13 protein-coding genes and 1 pseudogene are annotated in these 14,498 nt (G+C 69.5%); 4 read left to right on the plus strand and 10 right to left on the minus strand.

Annotated elements, in window-relative coordinates:
- Nucleotides 1–99: 99 nt before the first annotated feature.
- Together RPQ07_RS35180 and RPQ07_RS35185 are read right to left on the minus strand one after the other, a co-directional pair.
- Complete coding sequence (locus RPQ07_RS35180; RefSeq protein WP_313948314.1) at nt 100–1,332, minus strand: NAD(P)/FAD-dependent oxidoreductase; 1,233 nt, start codon at nt 1,330–1,332, stop codon at nt 100–102.
- A gap of 26 nt (nt 1,333–1,358) precedes the next feature.
- Entirely contained in the window at nt 1,359–2,255 is an 897-nt protein-coding gene (locus RPQ07_RS35185; protein WP_313948315.1) for an RNA polymerase sigma-70 factor, read from the minus strand.
- A gap of 278 nt (nt 2,256–2,533) precedes the next feature.
- Here RPQ07_RS35185 and RPQ07_RS35190 point away from each other — a divergent pair, with 278 nt between their 5' ends.
- The gene (locus tag RPQ07_RS35190; protein ID WP_313948316.1) at nt 2,534–3,007 is read left to right on the plus strand and encodes a carboxymuconolactone decarboxylase family protein; all 474 of its coding nucleotides are present in this window, start codon (nt 2,534–2,536) and stop codon (nt 3,005–3,007) included.
- 83 nt (nt 3,008–3,090) lie between these two features.
- Here RPQ07_RS35190 and RPQ07_RS35195 read toward each other — a convergent pair whose 3' ends face one another.
- The 6 genes and pseudogenes from RPQ07_RS35195 to RPQ07_RS35220 all read right to left on the minus strand — a co-directional run.
- Nucleotides 3,091–3,726: a TetR/AcrR family transcriptional regulator gene (locus RPQ07_RS35195; protein ID WP_313948317.1), complete on the minus strand. Its 636-nt coding sequence runs from the start codon at nt 3,724–3,726 to the stop codon at nt 3,091–3,093.
- Nucleotides 3,723–4,661: a hypothetical protein gene (locus tag RPQ07_RS35200; RefSeq protein WP_313948318.1), complete on the minus strand. Its 939-nt coding sequence runs from the start codon at nt 4,659–4,661 to the stop codon at nt 3,723–3,725. The genes RPQ07_RS35195 and RPQ07_RS35200 overlap by 4 nt, the downstream gene beginning before the upstream one ends.
- A complete protein-coding gene (locus RPQ07_RS35205) occupies nt 4,658–5,140 on the minus strand; it encodes a hypothetical protein (protein WP_313948319.1) in 483 nt (160 codons plus the stop codon). Before RPQ07_RS35205 ends, RPQ07_RS35200 begins: the two co-directional genes overlap by 4 nt.
- 3 nt (nt 5,141–5,143) lie before the next feature.
- A complete protein-coding gene (locus RPQ07_RS35210; RefSeq protein WP_413777865.1) occupies nt 5,144–6,331 on the minus strand; it encodes a macrolide family glycosyltransferase in 1,188 nt (395 codons plus the stop codon).
- A gap of 26 nt (nt 6,332–6,357) precedes the next feature.
- On the minus strand, nt 6,358–7,323 hold the full coding sequence (locus RPQ07_RS35215; RefSeq protein WP_313948321.1) for a patatin-like phospholipase family protein: 966 nt from the start codon (nt 7,321–7,323) through the stop codon (nt 6,358–6,360).
- Nucleotides 7,324–7,683: 360 nt separating this feature from the next.
- Nucleotides 7,684–8,343: pseudogene (locus RPQ07_RS35220) on the minus strand (nitroreductase); the annotation flags it as partial.
- Between the two features lie 145 nt (nt 8,344–8,488).
- Between RPQ07_RS35220 and RPQ07_RS35225 the strand changes: the two are divergent.
- Nucleotides 8,489–9,139, plus strand: a complete 651-nt coding sequence (locus RPQ07_RS35225; RefSeq protein ID WP_313948322.1) for an FMN-dependent NADH-azoreductase — start codon at nt 8,489–8,491, stop codon at nt 9,137–9,139.
- A 79-nt stretch (nt 9,140–9,218) separates the two neighbouring features.
- Here RPQ07_RS35225 and RPQ07_RS35230 read toward each other — a convergent pair whose 3' ends face one another.
- Nucleotides 9,219–9,704 (minus strand): MarR family winged helix-turn-helix transcriptional regulator, encoded by a 486-nt coding sequence (locus tag RPQ07_RS35230; protein WP_313948323.1) that lies wholly within the window; start codon nt 9,702–9,704, stop codon nt 9,219–9,221.
- 143 nt (nt 9,705–9,847) lie between these two features.
- The gene (locus RPQ07_RS35235; protein ID WP_313948324.1) at nt 9,848–12,295 is read right to left on the minus strand and encodes a SpoIIE family protein phosphatase; all 2,448 of its coding nucleotides are present in this window, start codon (nt 12,293–12,295) and stop codon (nt 9,848–9,850) included.
- 529 nt (nt 12,296–12,824) lie between these two features.
- On the opposite strand from RPQ07_RS35235, the gene RPQ07_RS35240 reads away from it, so the two are divergent.
- Complete coding sequence (locus RPQ07_RS35240) at nt 12,825–13,544, plus strand: alpha/beta hydrolase (RefSeq protein WP_313948325.1); 720 nt, start codon at nt 12,825–12,827, stop codon at nt 13,542–13,544.
- Nucleotides 13,545–13,827: 283 nt separating this feature from the next.
- On the plus strand, nt 13,828–14,496 hold the full coding sequence (locus tag RPQ07_RS35245; RefSeq protein ID WP_313948326.1) for a HEAT repeat domain-containing protein: 669 nt from the start codon (nt 13,828–13,830) through the stop codon (nt 14,494–14,496).
- Nucleotides 14,497–14,498 lie beyond the last annotated feature (2 nt).

Here is a 14,498-nt window from a genome sequence, read left to right on the forward strand (position 1 = left end):
GTGTGACGCACCTCGGTTGATCCCGTCCCCGGAGGGCGTGGCCGGCTCGCCATGTACGACCGCACAGCAACCCACCGGGCACGGGTCGGGTTCGTCCTGTCAGGGCAGCAGACTGTCCAGGGGCACGTCGGGGTCGGCGAGAGCGGCGTCATCGACGTCGGTCCGGGACCGGATCAGGTCACGGATCGGGCCGATGACGTCCCACACGTTGACCGGCATGCCGGCGAGCACCCGCCGGCCTGACATCCAGAAGGCGATGAACTTCCGGTTCTCCTTGTCGCCGCGGAAGACCACACGGTCGTAGTGGCCCCGGTCGACATAGCCGGTGTACTCCATGCCCAGGTCGTACTGATCGGTGTAGAAGTACGGCAGCCGCTCGTACGCGACGTGCTCGCCGAGCATGTTCCGCGCGGCCGTGGCCGGTTGGTTCTGCGCGTTGGCCCAGTGCTCGACACGGATGTGGCGTTCGAGCCACGGGTGGAAGGCGTTGGCCACGTCGCCGGCTGCCCACACGTCGGGTGCCGACGTCCGAAGGTGCCGGTCGGTGATGATGCCGTTGTCGACCTCGATATCGGCCTGCTGCGCGAGCTCGACGTTGGGGGTGATGCCCACGCCGACGACCACGGCATCGGCGGGCAGCAGCCGGCCGTCGGCGAGCTGCACACCGCTGACCCGGCCCTCGGTCCCGACCAGGCGCTCGACCTCCACCCCGGGAAGCAGCAAGACCCCGTGTTCGGTGTGGAGACCGGCGAACACCTGTGCCGCCTCTCGCCCGAGCACCTTGATCAAGGGCAGCTCCCCGTGCCCGAGTACGGTCACCTCCGCTCCGGCGATGCGTGCGGCGGCGGCGGTCTCCAGACCGATCCAGCCGTCGCCGATCACCACGATCTTCGCACCCGCGGTGAAGGCGGCCTTGAGGCGCTCGCTGTCCCCCACGCGACGCAGATAGAGCACATTTCCCAGGTCGGCCCCGGGAACCTCCAGGCGGCGGGGGGAGGACCCGGTGGCCAGCAGAAGCTTGGCGTACGGCACCCGGCGGCCGCTGTCCAGCACCACTTCCTTCGCTTTCAGGTCCAGGGAGATCACGGTCGTGCTCAGCAGCAGTTCGACGTCGTGCTCGGGATACCAGTCCGCGGAGTGCACGAAGATCGATTCACGCTCCTCCTTGCCCAGCAGATAGCCCTTCGACAGCGGCGGCCGGATGTAGGGCCGCTCACCCTCCGCTGCGATGATGAGGACGGGGCCGTCGTGGCCGTGCTTGCGCAGGGCGGCCGCCGCCTTTCCCGCGGCCAGACCGCCGCCGACGATCACGCAACCGGTCGCAGGAGACACTATGTTCCTCGCCTTTCGATCGGGGTTCAGGCAGCGAGTGACGTGACGTAGGGCGCCAGCTTGGCCGGACTCATCACCCACATGATCCGCTCGACGCCGTGGGCCGATACGTCGATGGACAGCAGGGCGACCGCCTTGCCCTCGGAGGTGACCAGCACGGCGGGTCGGCCGTTGGCCTCGACCCACGTGCTGTCCGACCCCGGCCAGAAGCGCGGGGCGAATGCCTTGAGGTACTTGGACACGTGCTCACGTCCCACGACCGGGATCTTCGACGCGCCTCGCGCGCCGCCACCGTCGGCGTAGCTGACGACGTCCTCGGAGAGGATGTGCTCGAGCGTGGCCAGATCACCCGTCTGCGCCGCTGCGAGGAATCCCTCGAGCAGGCGCCGGTGTTCGGCCGGGTCGACCGGCTCTCTGCGTTCGGTTGCCAGGTGTTTGCGCGCCCGGCTCACCAGCTGGCGGGTGTTGGGCTCACTGGTGTCCAGGATGTCCGCGATCTGCGCATAGGGGTAGTCAAACGCTTCTCGCAGGACATAGGCGGCCCGCTCCACCGGGTTCAGCTTCTCGAGGACGAGAAGGACCGCCATCTCGACCGCCTCGGCGCGTTCCGCGCCCACCGTCGGGTCCCGGCTGGTGTCGACCGGCTCGGGCAGCCATGGGCCTATGTACGCTTCCCGGCGGACTCGGGCGGACTGGGCCACGTTGATCGCGAGCCGGGTGGTGACGGTCGTCAGAAAGGCTTTCGGTTCCACGATGTCCCGGCGGTCGGTGTTCTGCCACCGCAGCCAGGCCTCCTGGAGGATGTCTTCGGCCTCCACCGAACTTCCGAGTACGCGATAGGCGACACCGAACAACTGAGGACGGGCCTCCATGAAATCCCGGGTCGCTCTCTCGAGCGAATCGGTGTCCTCTTCCGGGTCCATAGCGCCCCTTTCCGCACGTTAATCCTACAACCGTTGTGGGCGGCACGCTTCTCGGCCGAGGTTGCCCACACTGCCTCTGACCTGGGTCTATTCCCTTTCGGATAGCTGCTGCGGGGGCACGTCGACGCTGTTGCGTCGGGTGTGCGCACCGACCCGCGTCCCCGTGGATCCACTGGAGAGCCACCCGAGGAGACGCACGTCACACCCTGTGGTGTCACGGTCGGCGGGTGAGCCCGGTCAGTTCGGTGTAACTGCCTCTGCATCGAAGGGATCCCCCCATGGAATCGCGCGTCAACTACTTCGGTAACGCCCTTGCGGGCAAGGTCATGAAGCACCTCAACTCGGCCAACAAGGTGGTGGCCGACTCGACCCTGCCGGTCACGACCCAGGAACTGGTGAAGATCCGGGCCAGTCAGATCAACGGCTGCGGTTTCTGCACGGACATGCACACCAAGGACGCCGTCGAGGCCGGTGAGACGCAGCAGCGTCTGAACCTGGTGGCGGCCTGGCGCGAGGCCAAGGTGTTCACCGACGCCGAGCGCGCCGCCCTGGAACTCGCCGAGCAGGGCACCCGCATCGCGGACGCCGCAGGCGGTGTTCCGGACGAGGTCTGGGAGAAGGCAGCCAAGCACTTCGACGAGGACGAACTCGCCGCGCTGATCTCGCTGATCGCGATCATCAACGCCTACAACCGCATCAACGTCATCAACCAGCAGCCTGCCGGGGACTACCGGCCCGGCATGTTCGGCTGAGGCGATCCGGCCGAGCCGGACCACCACCGCCCGTCTCCTCGTCGCCGACCGCGACGGGAGGCGGGCTGCATGCGTCCGCCCGTCTATGACCTGGGCTCGTCGACAAGAATGTCGATGGCGCGGGCGAGCAGCGTCATCAGTTCCTCGAAGTCGAGCGAGGCGAGTGGCTCCATCGGGCAGACGTAGCGCAGCATGACGAGGCCGACGAGATGCGCGGACACCAGGGACGGCAACTCCGGTGTCCGTGCGGTCTTTTCGGGGGCGAGTCGGGCAAGACACGATGCGAGGGCTCTTTCGATGTGGTGGTGGAACTCCTTGGCGACCGGCTCGTCCGCCAAGCCGGTCCGGAAGACGGCGACCAGCGCCGGGCGGGTCGACTCGTCCTCCCAGTAGGAGAGGAAGGTCCGGGCGATCCACTCGCCCCGGTTCTTCGGGCCGGCAGCGTCCTTGTCCGTCAGAGAGCCGAAGAGGGTGGACAGATCGATCCGCGAGGCAACGGCGTGCCGGAAGAGGCCGCCCTTGTTTTCGAAGAAGTGGTGGATCAACGCCGGGTCCACGTCTGCCCGTTCGGCGATCCCGCGCAGCGTGGCGCCCGCATAGCCCTTGGCGGCGAAGAGTTCCAGCGCAGCTGTGAGGATCAGAGCCCTGGTGTTGCTGTGTCCCGGACGGCGGCCCCCGCCCGGGCGTCCTGCACCGCGCACTCCGGCCGAGACGCTCACGACGACGAGCGCTCCTTGGCGGGGCTCGCAGCGTCGTGGGCGCGGATGATCGCGACCACGGTGTCGGCCGTGCGGTCGAGGTGGCTGCGGCCGTCGGGCAACCGAGCTGTCGTGCTGATGTAGCTGCGCGGCCCTACGTGTGTGGCGGGGTCGAGCCGGTGCAGGGTGATCTTCCCGGCGCGGCGGGCCCGGTTCCACGCGCTCCAACGGAACAGCCGCCAGCGTTGAGGGAAGATCCAGGTACCGACCCGCGCGATCCGGTCGTGCGCACTGCCGAGCTGATGCAGGTGCTCGGCACCGGTGAGGTCGTTGGCGCCGTTGTGGAACCCGCCGAGGGTGATCAGCAGGAGCGGGGAGCGCAGGCGCCTGTGCAGTTCGTCGACCGCGCCGCCGGCGACCTGGGCACCGCCGCTGTAACTGAGCAGCACCACGGGGACACCGCTGTCTGGCCGGTAGCCGGCGAGCGTGAGCTGCGTGGAGATCTGGCTGCCGACGGCCCGGTTGTACAAGGGGCGGTACCGCTGGTCGGCGGCGACGAAGATCTGCATGACATTGTGCAGGAACAGCAACAGCTGGATGCGTCGGCGCAGCCACGCCCACACCGGTCGGTCGGCCAGCGGGTCGGCCAGTGGCGAGTAGGGCTGTACCTGTCCCAGAACCCGCAGTTCCGGGGCTCTGGTGAGAAGGGCCTTGACCAGTTGGCCGCCGTCCCGGCTGTCGCGAACGCGTCGTTTGCCGATGCCGTCCAGGTAGACCAGGTAGGCGCGCGGGGGACTGTCGGGGGCCGCGCCGCGGGCGTACGGCATGCCCTCCGGGAGCTGGGTGGTGGGTGCCCGCCAGCCGGCGCCGTAGGCCAGTACCTCGTAGCGGGCCAGCAGTGCTTCGGCGAGGAGTGCGGGGCCGATCGCGAAGACCCAGAGCAGGAAACCGTTCATGCGACCTGCTCCCGTGCCTCGGCGGCGCTGATCCTCACGACCAGACGCCGGACGGCCTCGACGGCGACACCGAGCCCCGTGCCGGCGAGGGCCACGCAGCCGGCGGCGCCCCACCAGCCCACGTCGGTGGCCGCGGCGAGCGGGCCGACCAGCCCGGCGCCGACTCCGACGAAGAGCAGCAGGTGGAGGAGGGGGCCGAGCAACGGGAAGGCGAGGACGGCAGCGAGCATCAGCGGGGCGACGAGCTCCGGTGTCCAGACCAACCCGGCGCCTGTCGGTGGCGAGGGCAGCACCAGCCCGGCCAGGGTCCATGCGGTCAGCGGCCACAACGCGAACACGGCGCCTTCCACGAGGCCGCCGGCACAGAGCAGCCCGGCCACCCGGGTGCGCGACATCCCCGGTCGGCGCACCGCCAGAGGCAGGATGCGCCCGGCGGCCTCCGACATCCCGGCGAGCAGCAGCAGAACGGCGAGTGTCATGGCTCAGCCTCGCCGTGACGGGTGGGCGGGAGCCGGCCGACCGGCGGTGTCGGCGATATACCGTTCGACCTCGTCGGCGGCGCGCCGGTAGCCACCCGCCTGGTGCTGGGCGCCCCGCAGCATGGCCGCGGCCGTCCGGAACCGGGGGGTGTGGAGCAGGCGTTCGGCGAGGGCCCGTACGGAGTCTTCGGTGACGTCCTCGTTGCGGATGGACAGGCCGGCGCCGAGTTCTTCCACGCGTCGGGCCACCATCGGCTGGTCGGCACCCTGGGGAACCACCAGCATGGGAACCCCGGCGTACATGGCCTCATTGACGCTGTTCATCCCGCCGTGAGTGACGAACAGCGCCGCGTTGGCCAGGACTTCCGGCTGAGGGACAAAACGGCGGGCGAGCACATTGCCCGGCAAGGGACCCAGGGCGGTGGGATCGGTCTGTCCGGTGGAGACGATGACACTGGCGCCCAGTGAGGCGAGTCCGGTGGCGAAGCTGCGCAGCAGGTGCGGGGCGGCGTTGAACACCGTACCGAGCGACGCGTACAGCACCGGATTCCGCAGCCGGTCGGCCGGGAACGACAGGTCGCCCGGGCGGGCGCCGATGCTCGGTCCCACGAACCGGTAGGAGTGGTCGAATTCCTCGGCAGCGGGCTGGAACGTCCGCGACGTGTAGACCAGGTTGAGCGGCTGGCGGATGTTCCCCATGTCGAGCAGGGGCAGCCCGCTCGTGTCGTAGCGGCGGTGCAGCCCCCAGCGCGAACGCAGGTAGCCCCGAAGGCTGCCCGGTTGGCTCATCGCCGCGGCCAGCAGCTCCCACGAGCCGCCGGTCGGGCTGGGCACGTGGCGGTTGAACGCGAAGGTGGTGAACGACGACGCCGCAGGCACCTTGAGCTCGCGGGCGGCGACCGCTCCCCAGGGACAGGCGCTGTCGTGAACGATCAGGTCGGGCCGAATGCGGCGCAGGTCGGTGAGCACCGGGGGCAGCAAGTGAGCGGCTGTACCCGCAAGCCCTTCCATCAACGTGATCGGTGTCGGCGGATCGGGGAGCGGCTGGTCGCCCCCGGGGTAGAGGTAGACCGTCGCGCCGAGGGCCTCGATCTCCTCACGGAACGCGGGCGAGGTGTGATAGGTGACGGTGTGGCCGCGCCGGACAAGTTCGGCCACCACGGGCAGCGTCGGGTTGACGCGACCATGCATGGCGATGTTGAGGAACGCGATGGTACTCACAGGGCAACTCCCGACGGTGAGGATGTCGATGCCTCGCCCAAGTCGGCGGTTGCCGCAGGGGCGTCGGCTCGATACAGGCCAGGCCCGGTGACGTGCAGCTCGTCGAGGAAGCGTCCCGCCGTACGGGAAGCAGTGCTGATGAGCCGCTGGGAATGGCCGAAGTCCCACGGCGCGGGCCAGACCTCGATGCCGGTCGGCAGCACGACGGTCGGGATGTGCCGGGCGACTTCGTGCAGATCACGCTCGACCTGATGGCGCATCAGCAGCAGCCCGGCCCTGGAGGCGATCGCACCGGCTCGCCGGCGCGGCACGACAGGGCTCAAGGGGGAACTCTCCGGTCCGGTCGACACCACCACGACGCTGGCAGCCCCGGCCTGCAGGGCGGCCAGGACGGGGACGTAGGCGATCACTCCTCCGTCGACGAGCGTCCTGCCCTCCCGGTCGACCGGGGGCAGGATCCCGGGAATGGCCGCGCTGGCCAGCAACGCGGACTCGAGGTCTCCGTGGTCGAGCAGCACCGGAACACCGGTGACCAGGTCCATGGCCACCGCGGTGAACGGGACCGCGAGCTCCTCGATCCGGGACGGCAGCCCTGACCGGGCGATCAGTCGGCGCAGGCCCCGATCGGTGAAGAGGCTGGCCCGTGAGGTCGGGTTGCCGAGGGGATACACCTCACGGCGGCACAACCCGGTCCAGACGTGGTCGAGCCACGGTGCTGCCCTGTCGGGCTGCGCGGCCGCGATGGCGCCGTTGAGGGCGCCCACCGATGTGCCGACGATCATGTCCGGAACGAACCCGCGCTGCTCCAGCGCGCGTCCGATACCGACGTGCGCCGCCCCGAGGACCCCACCCGCGCCTACTGCCACGGCCACGGGACGGGGAAGAGTGCGCAAGCCGGCCGAGATGGTGCCGTCGGGCGGCTCACTCGACGGCGGGGGATCCGCCCCCTTGTCGCCCGTCATGGTTCGACGCCTCTCGCGGCCACGACCACGCGTCGAGTCGCCCCCGCCGGAGCCCGAGCGACCCCATGAGGCCGGCTTCCGGCCACCAGCAATCTTCATGATCAACTTTCTCACCACCGCGGAATCGGATGTGGTCTCTCAACCAGGTCCGGGCGGCAACCCGATCTGTGACACCAGCCGGTCCATGCGCTGGGTGAAGCCGCCCTTGAGCCTTGCGGCAAGGCGCGGCAACGGTCGGCCGCGGGGCGGGTGCGGCGTCGCGGGATCCGTGATGTCGATCGCCGGGCCGCGAGCCACCGGGCCCGAGCGGGGCGCCGTCGTCCTCGCGGGGGTGTGAACGGGCCCTCTGGCGTCCATGGCGTCGACGAACGTCACCGTCTCGCCGAGTGGCGCCCTGCCCGTACGGGGGTGGTCGACCGCCGCGTCTTCGAATCCGATCGACATGCCGCAGAAGAGCATCAGGTCGTCCGGGGGTGAGATGACCTTCGCGACGGTCGCGTGGTACTTCGCCCATGCCATCTGCGCACAACTGTGCAGTCCTTCGGCGCGGAGCAGCACCATGACGGTCTGCAGAAACATGCCGACGTCGGACCACTGGGGGCGGCCGAGGCTGCGATCGATGTAGCAGAAGAGGGCGGCAGGCGCGCCGAAACACTCCCAGTTCGCCGAAGCGGCCCGCTGACGCGTCTCCAGGTCCTCGCGCTGGACGCCGAGTGCGCCGTAGCGCTGCTCGCCGAACGCGGATCGGCGTTCGCTGTACGGGGACTTCAGGGTCGGCGGGTACTGCTCGTACTCCGGCTCGTCCCAGGGGTCGCCCCCCTTCACGCGCTCGTCCACGAGGTCCTTCAGCTCGGACAGCGGCTCGCCGGTCAGGACGTAGGCGCGCCACGGCTGGATGTTCGATGCGGACGGCGCCCATGCCGCGGCCGTCAGCACGCGTTCGAGCACCTCTCTCGGGACCTGCCGGTCGGTGAATGCACGTACCGCGCGTCGGCTCGTCACCTCTTCATAGACGTCCAAACCCGGCCGCCTCCGATCTGTTCAACGTCTCCGGCTTCGTTGCAGTCGCGATGGTATCATTCGATACCATCGCGAGTGCAACCACTCTCGATGCCTGTTCAAGCCCCTGGTTCACCGCCCTGGGGCCGCTCTTTGGAGGAAGCCCATGGCCACGCTGCTGCACATCGATTCGTCCGTGCTCCCCGGCAAGGCGTCCGCGTCCCGTGCCGTCGCGGACGCCTTCCGTACGGCATGGCGGGAGCAGCACCCGCAGGGCACGGTGATCTACCGTGACGTCGCCGCCGACCCCGTGCCGCACATCACGGCCGACGCCCACACCGCCGGCTTCACCGCCCCGTCCGACCGCACCCCGGAGCAGTCCGCCGCGTTCGCCGCGCGCGTGAAGCTCATCGAGGAGCTGGAGCAGGCGGACGCCGTCCTGATCGGCGCCCCGATGTACAACTTCTCGATCCCGTCGACCCTCAAGGCGTGGCTGGACAACGTGATCCTGCCCGGCCGCACCGCGGGCGAGAACCCCTCCGCCCAGGGCACCCCGGTCACCGTGGTCGCCAGCCGGGGCGGCTCCTATGCGCCGGGCACCCCCCGCGAGGGCTGCGAGTTCGTCCAGAACTACCTGGGGGTGCTCCTCAGGGAAAGCCTCGGCCTGGAGCCGGAATTCATCGTCGCGGAACTCACCATGGCTCCCCGGAACCCGGCCATGTCGGAACTGATCCCCCTCTACCGGGCCTCTCGCGAGCGCGCCTTCGCGGACGCGACCACCAAGGCCAAGGAGCTCGCCGAGCGCCTCGCCGGGTGAACCCGGGCGGTGAGCGCCGTGTGACGTTCTGCCTCAGGGCGTCACACGGCGTCGTCGACGCCATGTTGCGTGCGCGTGCTCACGCCTCCCTGTCGGCGGGATGGGCGAAACGGGTCAGCAGTTCCGTCAGCTTCTCGGGCTCGCCGGGCCCCAGGTCGGCGACCAGACGCTCGGTCAACGGCGTAGCCGCCTCATGGGCCGCGTCGAAAAGCTCGATGCCCTGAGGTGTGATCTCCACCGCCCGCGCCCGCCGGTCGCCGGGAACGGCTTTGCGCACGGCCAGGCCCCTGCGCTCCAGATCGTCCACGACTCGCATGATGCCCGCCTTGTCCGTCCCCGTCGCCTCCGCCAGATCCCGCTGCACCGTGGCGCCGCGGTCCACCAGCACGATCAGTACCGCGAAGTGGCGCAGCTCGATGCCGAGCGGACGGAGGGCCTCCGCCATGACCGCGGCCGCGCGCCAGTGCGCGCGGCGCAGCAGCAGGCCGAGGGCGAAGGGTGAGGCGTCCCCAGGGCGGTCGGTTGCGCGCGAGGCAGCGGTTTCGTGAGGGACGTCGGCGGTCATGAGGGCATCCTAGCAGCAATCGTTTCATTTGAAACGGTATTGGGTGAAATGAACCCGGAAATCCCGTGGTCCCACGCGTGCCGACCGGGCCCCGAGTTGGCCGCGCCGGCGATGGGACCGTGCCCTCGGACAGGCGTACACATTCAGCCAACCAGGTCTTCTTCCGCCCAGACAACCTTGCCGTTCGGTATCGAGCGGCAGCCCCATCTGCGGGACAGGTGCGCGACCAGGCTGAGGCCGCGCCCGTTCTCGTCGCCCGTGCGTGCGCGGCGCAGGCGTGGGGAGCAGAGGTCGGTGTCGGACACTTCGCAGGTCAGGACCTGGTGCCGGATCAGGCGCACGTGAATCGGACCGCCGCTGTGGCGGACGGCGTTGGTGACCAGTTCACTGACGATGACCTTCGTGGAGTCCACGAGATTCTCCAGACCCCAGGCGGTCAGCTGACCGGCCGCCAGGTGCCGGGCGGCGCCGGCAGCGGTCCGGTCGTTCGGCAGCGTCCAGGAGGCGACGCGGGACGGACCGAGTGAGCGGGTCCGTACGACGAGCAAGGTGGCGTCGTCGCGCGGTCCCTGATCCGGGAGGGTGTCCATCGCTCCGGTGCAGAGGTCTTCGAGGGACCGTTCGGGTTGGGCCAGGGCGGCGGCCAGGCGCTGCATCCCCACGTCGATGTCGTCGTCACGGGTCTCGATCAGGCCGTCGGAGTACAGGGCGATGAGGCTGCCCTCGGGCAGTTCGAACTCCACGGCCTCGAAAGGGCCACCGAGTCCGATGCCGAGTGGGGTTCCGGTCGGAAGCTCGGGGAAGGTGACGCGGCCCTGCGGGTCGACGATCGCGGGGGGAGGGTGCCCGGCCCCTGCCATGGTGCACGTCCGGGTGACCGGGTCGTAGACGGCATAGACGCAGGTGGCGCCCACGACCGTGGGGGTCTGGTCCAAGGCGTCCGCGTCCTCCTCCGCCAGCCGTTGGACCGTGTCGTCGAGGTGGGCCAGTAGTTCTTCGGGGGGAAGGTCCATGTCCGCGAGCGTGTGGACGGCCGTGCGGAGCCTGCCCATGGTCGCGGCGGCGTTGATGCCGTGCCCCACCACATCGCCGACGACGAGGGCCACCCTGGCGCCGGACAGCGGGATCACGTCGAACCAGTCGCCTCCGACGCCGTGGTCCATGTCGGCGGGCAGGTAGCGCGAGGCCGCCTCGACCGCCAGACCACCCCTCAGGCGGTGCGGGAGCAGATGGCGCTGGAGGGCGAGTGCCACGGAGTGTTCACGTGCGTACTGGCGTGCGTTGTCCAACGCCATCGCGGCGCGGCCGACGAGTTCTTCGGCCAGAAGGAGGTCGACCTCCTGGAACGGCGCCGGGTTTCCGGTGCGGACGAACAATGCCACGCCCAGCAGGGCGCGTCGCGTGCGGATGGGGACGACCATCAGGGAGTGCATGCCGCTCTCATGGATCTTCCGCGCCCGTACCGGGTCCTTGTCGATCCAGGTACCCGGAGCGGTGTCCACGATCGGCTCCAGGTGGGAGGTGCCGGTGAGCAGGACGTCGGCGATGGGTGAGACGGACGGAACGGGGACCGGCTCACCGCGCTCCCAAGCGGATTCGGGGACCCCCAGATGGATCGACGCCATACCGGCACGTCGGAATGCGGGAAGGCGCTCGCTCGTCGGGCCGATGCTGATCGAGGGCCCTTCACCGAACGGGACCGACTGATCCAGGTCGACGGAGGCGTAGTCGGCAAACAGCGTCACGGCCAGGTCCGCCAGTTCCTGACTGGTCTCCATCACGTCCAGTGTTCCGCCGAGGCGCGTACCGGCCTGGCCGAGAACGGCGAGGCGCTCGCGCACCCGCCGGGCCTCGGTGACATCGACGGTGATGGTGCACACCCCGAGCGCTTGGCCGTCCGCGCCCTGGAGGCAGAAGAACGAAGCGGCGAAGGTGTGGTCCTGAGCCGGACCCGACGCCAGCCACGTCCGGTACTCGTGGACCCTGGTGGTGCCACTCTCGATCACCTGCCGCATCACGGCCTCGACCGCTTCGGACTTGGCACCGGGCAGCGCGTCCACGAAGCGACGCCCGAGCCGTCGGTCACGGGAAACGCCGTCGTGGCTTTCCACCGTGTCGTTCACCCAGGTGCAGCGCAGCTCCATGTCACGAACGGAGATGCCGATCGGAGCGCGGACGAGAAGCGACTCCCGTGCGGATCCGTTCACCTCTCGGCCCGCGAGCGGGCCGGCGTCGCTCACGGACAGGAGCCACCGGACTGCTCCGCTGTACCCGCTCACCTGCGAGAACCGCAGGTTGATGTCGAGCGTGTGGCCGTTTCGGTGACGTACCGCCGTGGTGCCCGGCCAGCCGTTCCGGGCCCGGCACTGCTCGACGAACGCCGATGTCGTCGGCGCCTCCTCGGAGCCCGGCACGACGAGTGCGGCAGATCCACCCACCACGTCCCTGGCGGCGTACCCGAGAAGCCGCTCGGCGACCTGCGTCCACGCGACCACCGTCCCCCGCTCGTCGACCATCGCGATCGCCGACTCGGAGGTCTCGCGCGCCTTCGGCTCTGGGCGACCGTATGTCACCTCGTCAGTCATGGTCATGGAGCTGTTGTCCTTACAAAGATGGGGGAGACCGTACGGGTGCCGAGAGGCCACGCGCAGACGGCCTCGGCCACCAGGAACCACCGTGGGGGTGGACGACCGGTGCGAACCCTCATCGCTGATGTTCTCGAACCCGACGCAACGCAGCCGCGGCAGTCGGGCTGCTGCTCTGCGCAGCGTCATGCCACATGACCGGACGCCGCTCTGACCTGTGACACCGCTTCCTGACCGGCAGGACGACGCGGCCATTTCCCGAGGACGAGCAGCTGTCCGCCGCCGGAATTCTGCTGCCGGAGCCCGGCGGCGCCGCCCACAGGGGCCCCGTCGTGTCACACCCCGGCAGCCGGCTCGGTCGTAAGGATGAATCGGCCTTTTGTGCCGAACCACCGCAGTCCGCAGGAGTACGCCGCCGGGAGTATTCCTGTCGCTTCTCGTCGCGAGACCTCAGAAGCGACACGGAGTTCCGCGGGAATCCATCGGTGCGCCCGAACAGGGCGCGTACTCATGCACCCAAGGAAAAGGATCAACCATGAATGAACAGACGCCGACTGTCGTCCTCGTGCACGGAGCGTTCGCAGACTCCTCCAGCTGGAACGGCGTCGTGGAGAGGCTCCAGTCGCACGACTACTCGGTGGTGGCCGCCGCCAACCCCCTGCGCGGACTGACCGGCGACGCCGAGTACGTCAGGCAGCTCGTCGCCTCCATCGAAGGCCCCGTCGTCCTCGTCGGCCACTCCTACGGCGGCGCCGTCATCAGCAATGCGGCGGACGGCCTCGACAACGTCAAGGCGCTCGTGTTCGTCGCGGCGTTCATGCCCGAGAAGGGCGAGAGCGCCCTCGACATCGCGGGCATGTTCCCCGGAAGCACCCTGGGTGAGGCGCTCCGGCCGGTGCCGATCACGCTTCCCGACGACAGCCGGACCGTGGACCTCTACATCGACGAGAGCAGGTTTCCCCACCAGTTCGCCGCCGACCTTCCCAAGGAGACGGCGGCGATCATGGCCGCCACCCAGCGTCCCGTGACCAACGCGGCGCTGGCCGAACCCGCCTTCGCCGCGGCATGGAAGGAGATCCCGTCCTGGGTTCTCGTGGCCACGGAGGACCTGAACATCCCGCCGCAGACGCAGACCTTCATGGCCGAGCGCGCCGACGCGACCTCGGTCTCCGTGACTGCCTCCCATGCGGTGAGCGTCTCGCGCCCGGTGGACGTCGCGCGCCTGATCAACGAGGCGGCGCAGGCCATCACCTGAGCGCTGGTCGGCCGGGGCCGATCACCGTGCGCGGCCCCGCAGTAGGGGCGGCCGATTGCCGACGCGATCGGCCGCCTCGGACGTCTGGGGAACGGACGAGCGGCATGGACGGGTCGGCAACGAAGTGATCCGACCGCTGGAGCTCCGACCGCCCCGAAACGACAGCTCCGACAACCGCACGCTGCCCCGGACGGCGACGCACCGGACGCCCGCACCATGCCCTCGCCGTGCTTGACCTTGTCACGATGACAAGGTCTTCACTGGGGCCCAGGAGGTGGTTCCGGTGGCCATACCGCAACAGGACACGAACACGACGCGAGGGCTCCGGGCGCTGGAGAACAGCAGCTCGTCGGTACGGCTGCGGGCAGCACTGGCGGTCGGCACGAGTCCGGACGACGAGTTCATCGACGTACTCATCGCACGGTGCGCGGTCGAGCCCGACTTCTCTGTGCGTGAAATGCTCACGTGGGCGCTGACCCGCCACCCGTCGCCGACGACGGTCCCGAAGCTCATCGACGCTCTCGGCTCGGAGCGTGCGCAGGCGCGCAGCCAGGCATTGCACACGTTGTCCAAGGTCGGGGACCGGCGGGCCTACTCTGCGATCACACGGGCGCTGCTGACCGACGCCGACGACGAGGTTGCGCGCAGTGCGTGGCGGGCAGCGGTCGCACTCGTCCCCGAAGGTGAAGGACCGCACTTGGCCGAGGTGCTGGCCACCCAGTTCGGGCGGGGCGCGCGGGAGACTCAGTTGAGCCTCAGCCGGGCGATGATCGCGCTCGGTGAGACGGCCGAGGCGGCCCTGCGCACAGCGATGATGGACGTCGACCCCCACGTGCGCCAGCACGCGATCGCCACGGAACGGCTGTTGCGCGACCCGGATGCCGGATTCGAGTTCGCGATCGAGGAGGCGAAGCGCATCGTAGCTCTGGGAACGAACAGCCAGGACGGGTGACA

It is taken from the genome of Streptomyces sp. AM8-1-1 (assembly GCF_032229325.1).
Classification (GTDB): Bacteria; Actinomycetota; Actinomycetes; order Streptomycetales; family Streptomycetaceae; genus Streptomyces; species Streptomyces achmelvichensis.

Bases quoted from the DNA above. Each gene is read 5' to 3' on its own strand.
- RPQ07_RS35185 (WP_313948315.1), bottom strand. From the start codon at position 2,255: ATGGACCCGGAAGAGGACACCGATTCGCTCGAGAGAGCGACCCGGGAT.
- RPQ07_RS35190 (WP_313948316.1), top strand. From the start codon at position 2,534: ATGGAATCGCGCGTCAACTACTTCGGTAACGCCCTTGCGGGCAAGGTC.
- RPQ07_RS35200 (WP_313948318.1), bottom strand. From the start codon at position 4,661: ATGAACGGTTTCCTGCTCTGGGTCTTCGCGATCGGCCCCGCACTCCTC.
- RPQ07_RS35205 (WP_313948319.1), bottom strand. From the start codon at position 5,140: ATGACACTCGCCGTTCTGCTGCTGCTCGCCGGGATGTCGGAGGCCGCC.
- RPQ07_RS35210 (WP_413777865.1), bottom strand. From the start codon at position 6,331: ATGCATGGTCGCGTCAACCCGACGCTGCCCGTGGTGGCCGAACTTGTC.
- RPQ07_RS35215 (WP_313948321.1), bottom strand. From the start codon at position 7,323: ATGACGGGCGACAAGGGGGCGGATCCCCCGCCGTCGAGTGAGCCGCCC.
- RPQ07_RS35225 (WP_313948322.1), top strand. From the start codon at position 8,489: ATGGCCACGCTGCTGCACATCGATTCGTCCGTGCTCCCCGGCAAGGCG.
- RPQ07_RS35230 (WP_313948323.1), bottom strand. From the start codon at position 9,704: ATGACCGCCGACGTCCCTCACGAAACCGCTGCCTCGCGCGCAACCGAC.
- RPQ07_RS35235 (WP_313948324.1), bottom strand. From the start codon at position 12,295: ATGACCATGACTGACGAGGTGACATACGGTCGCCCAGAGCCGAAGGCG.
- RPQ07_RS35240 (WP_313948325.1), top strand. From the start codon at position 12,825: ATGAATGAACAGACGCCGACTGTCGTCCTCGTGCACGGAGCGTTCGCA.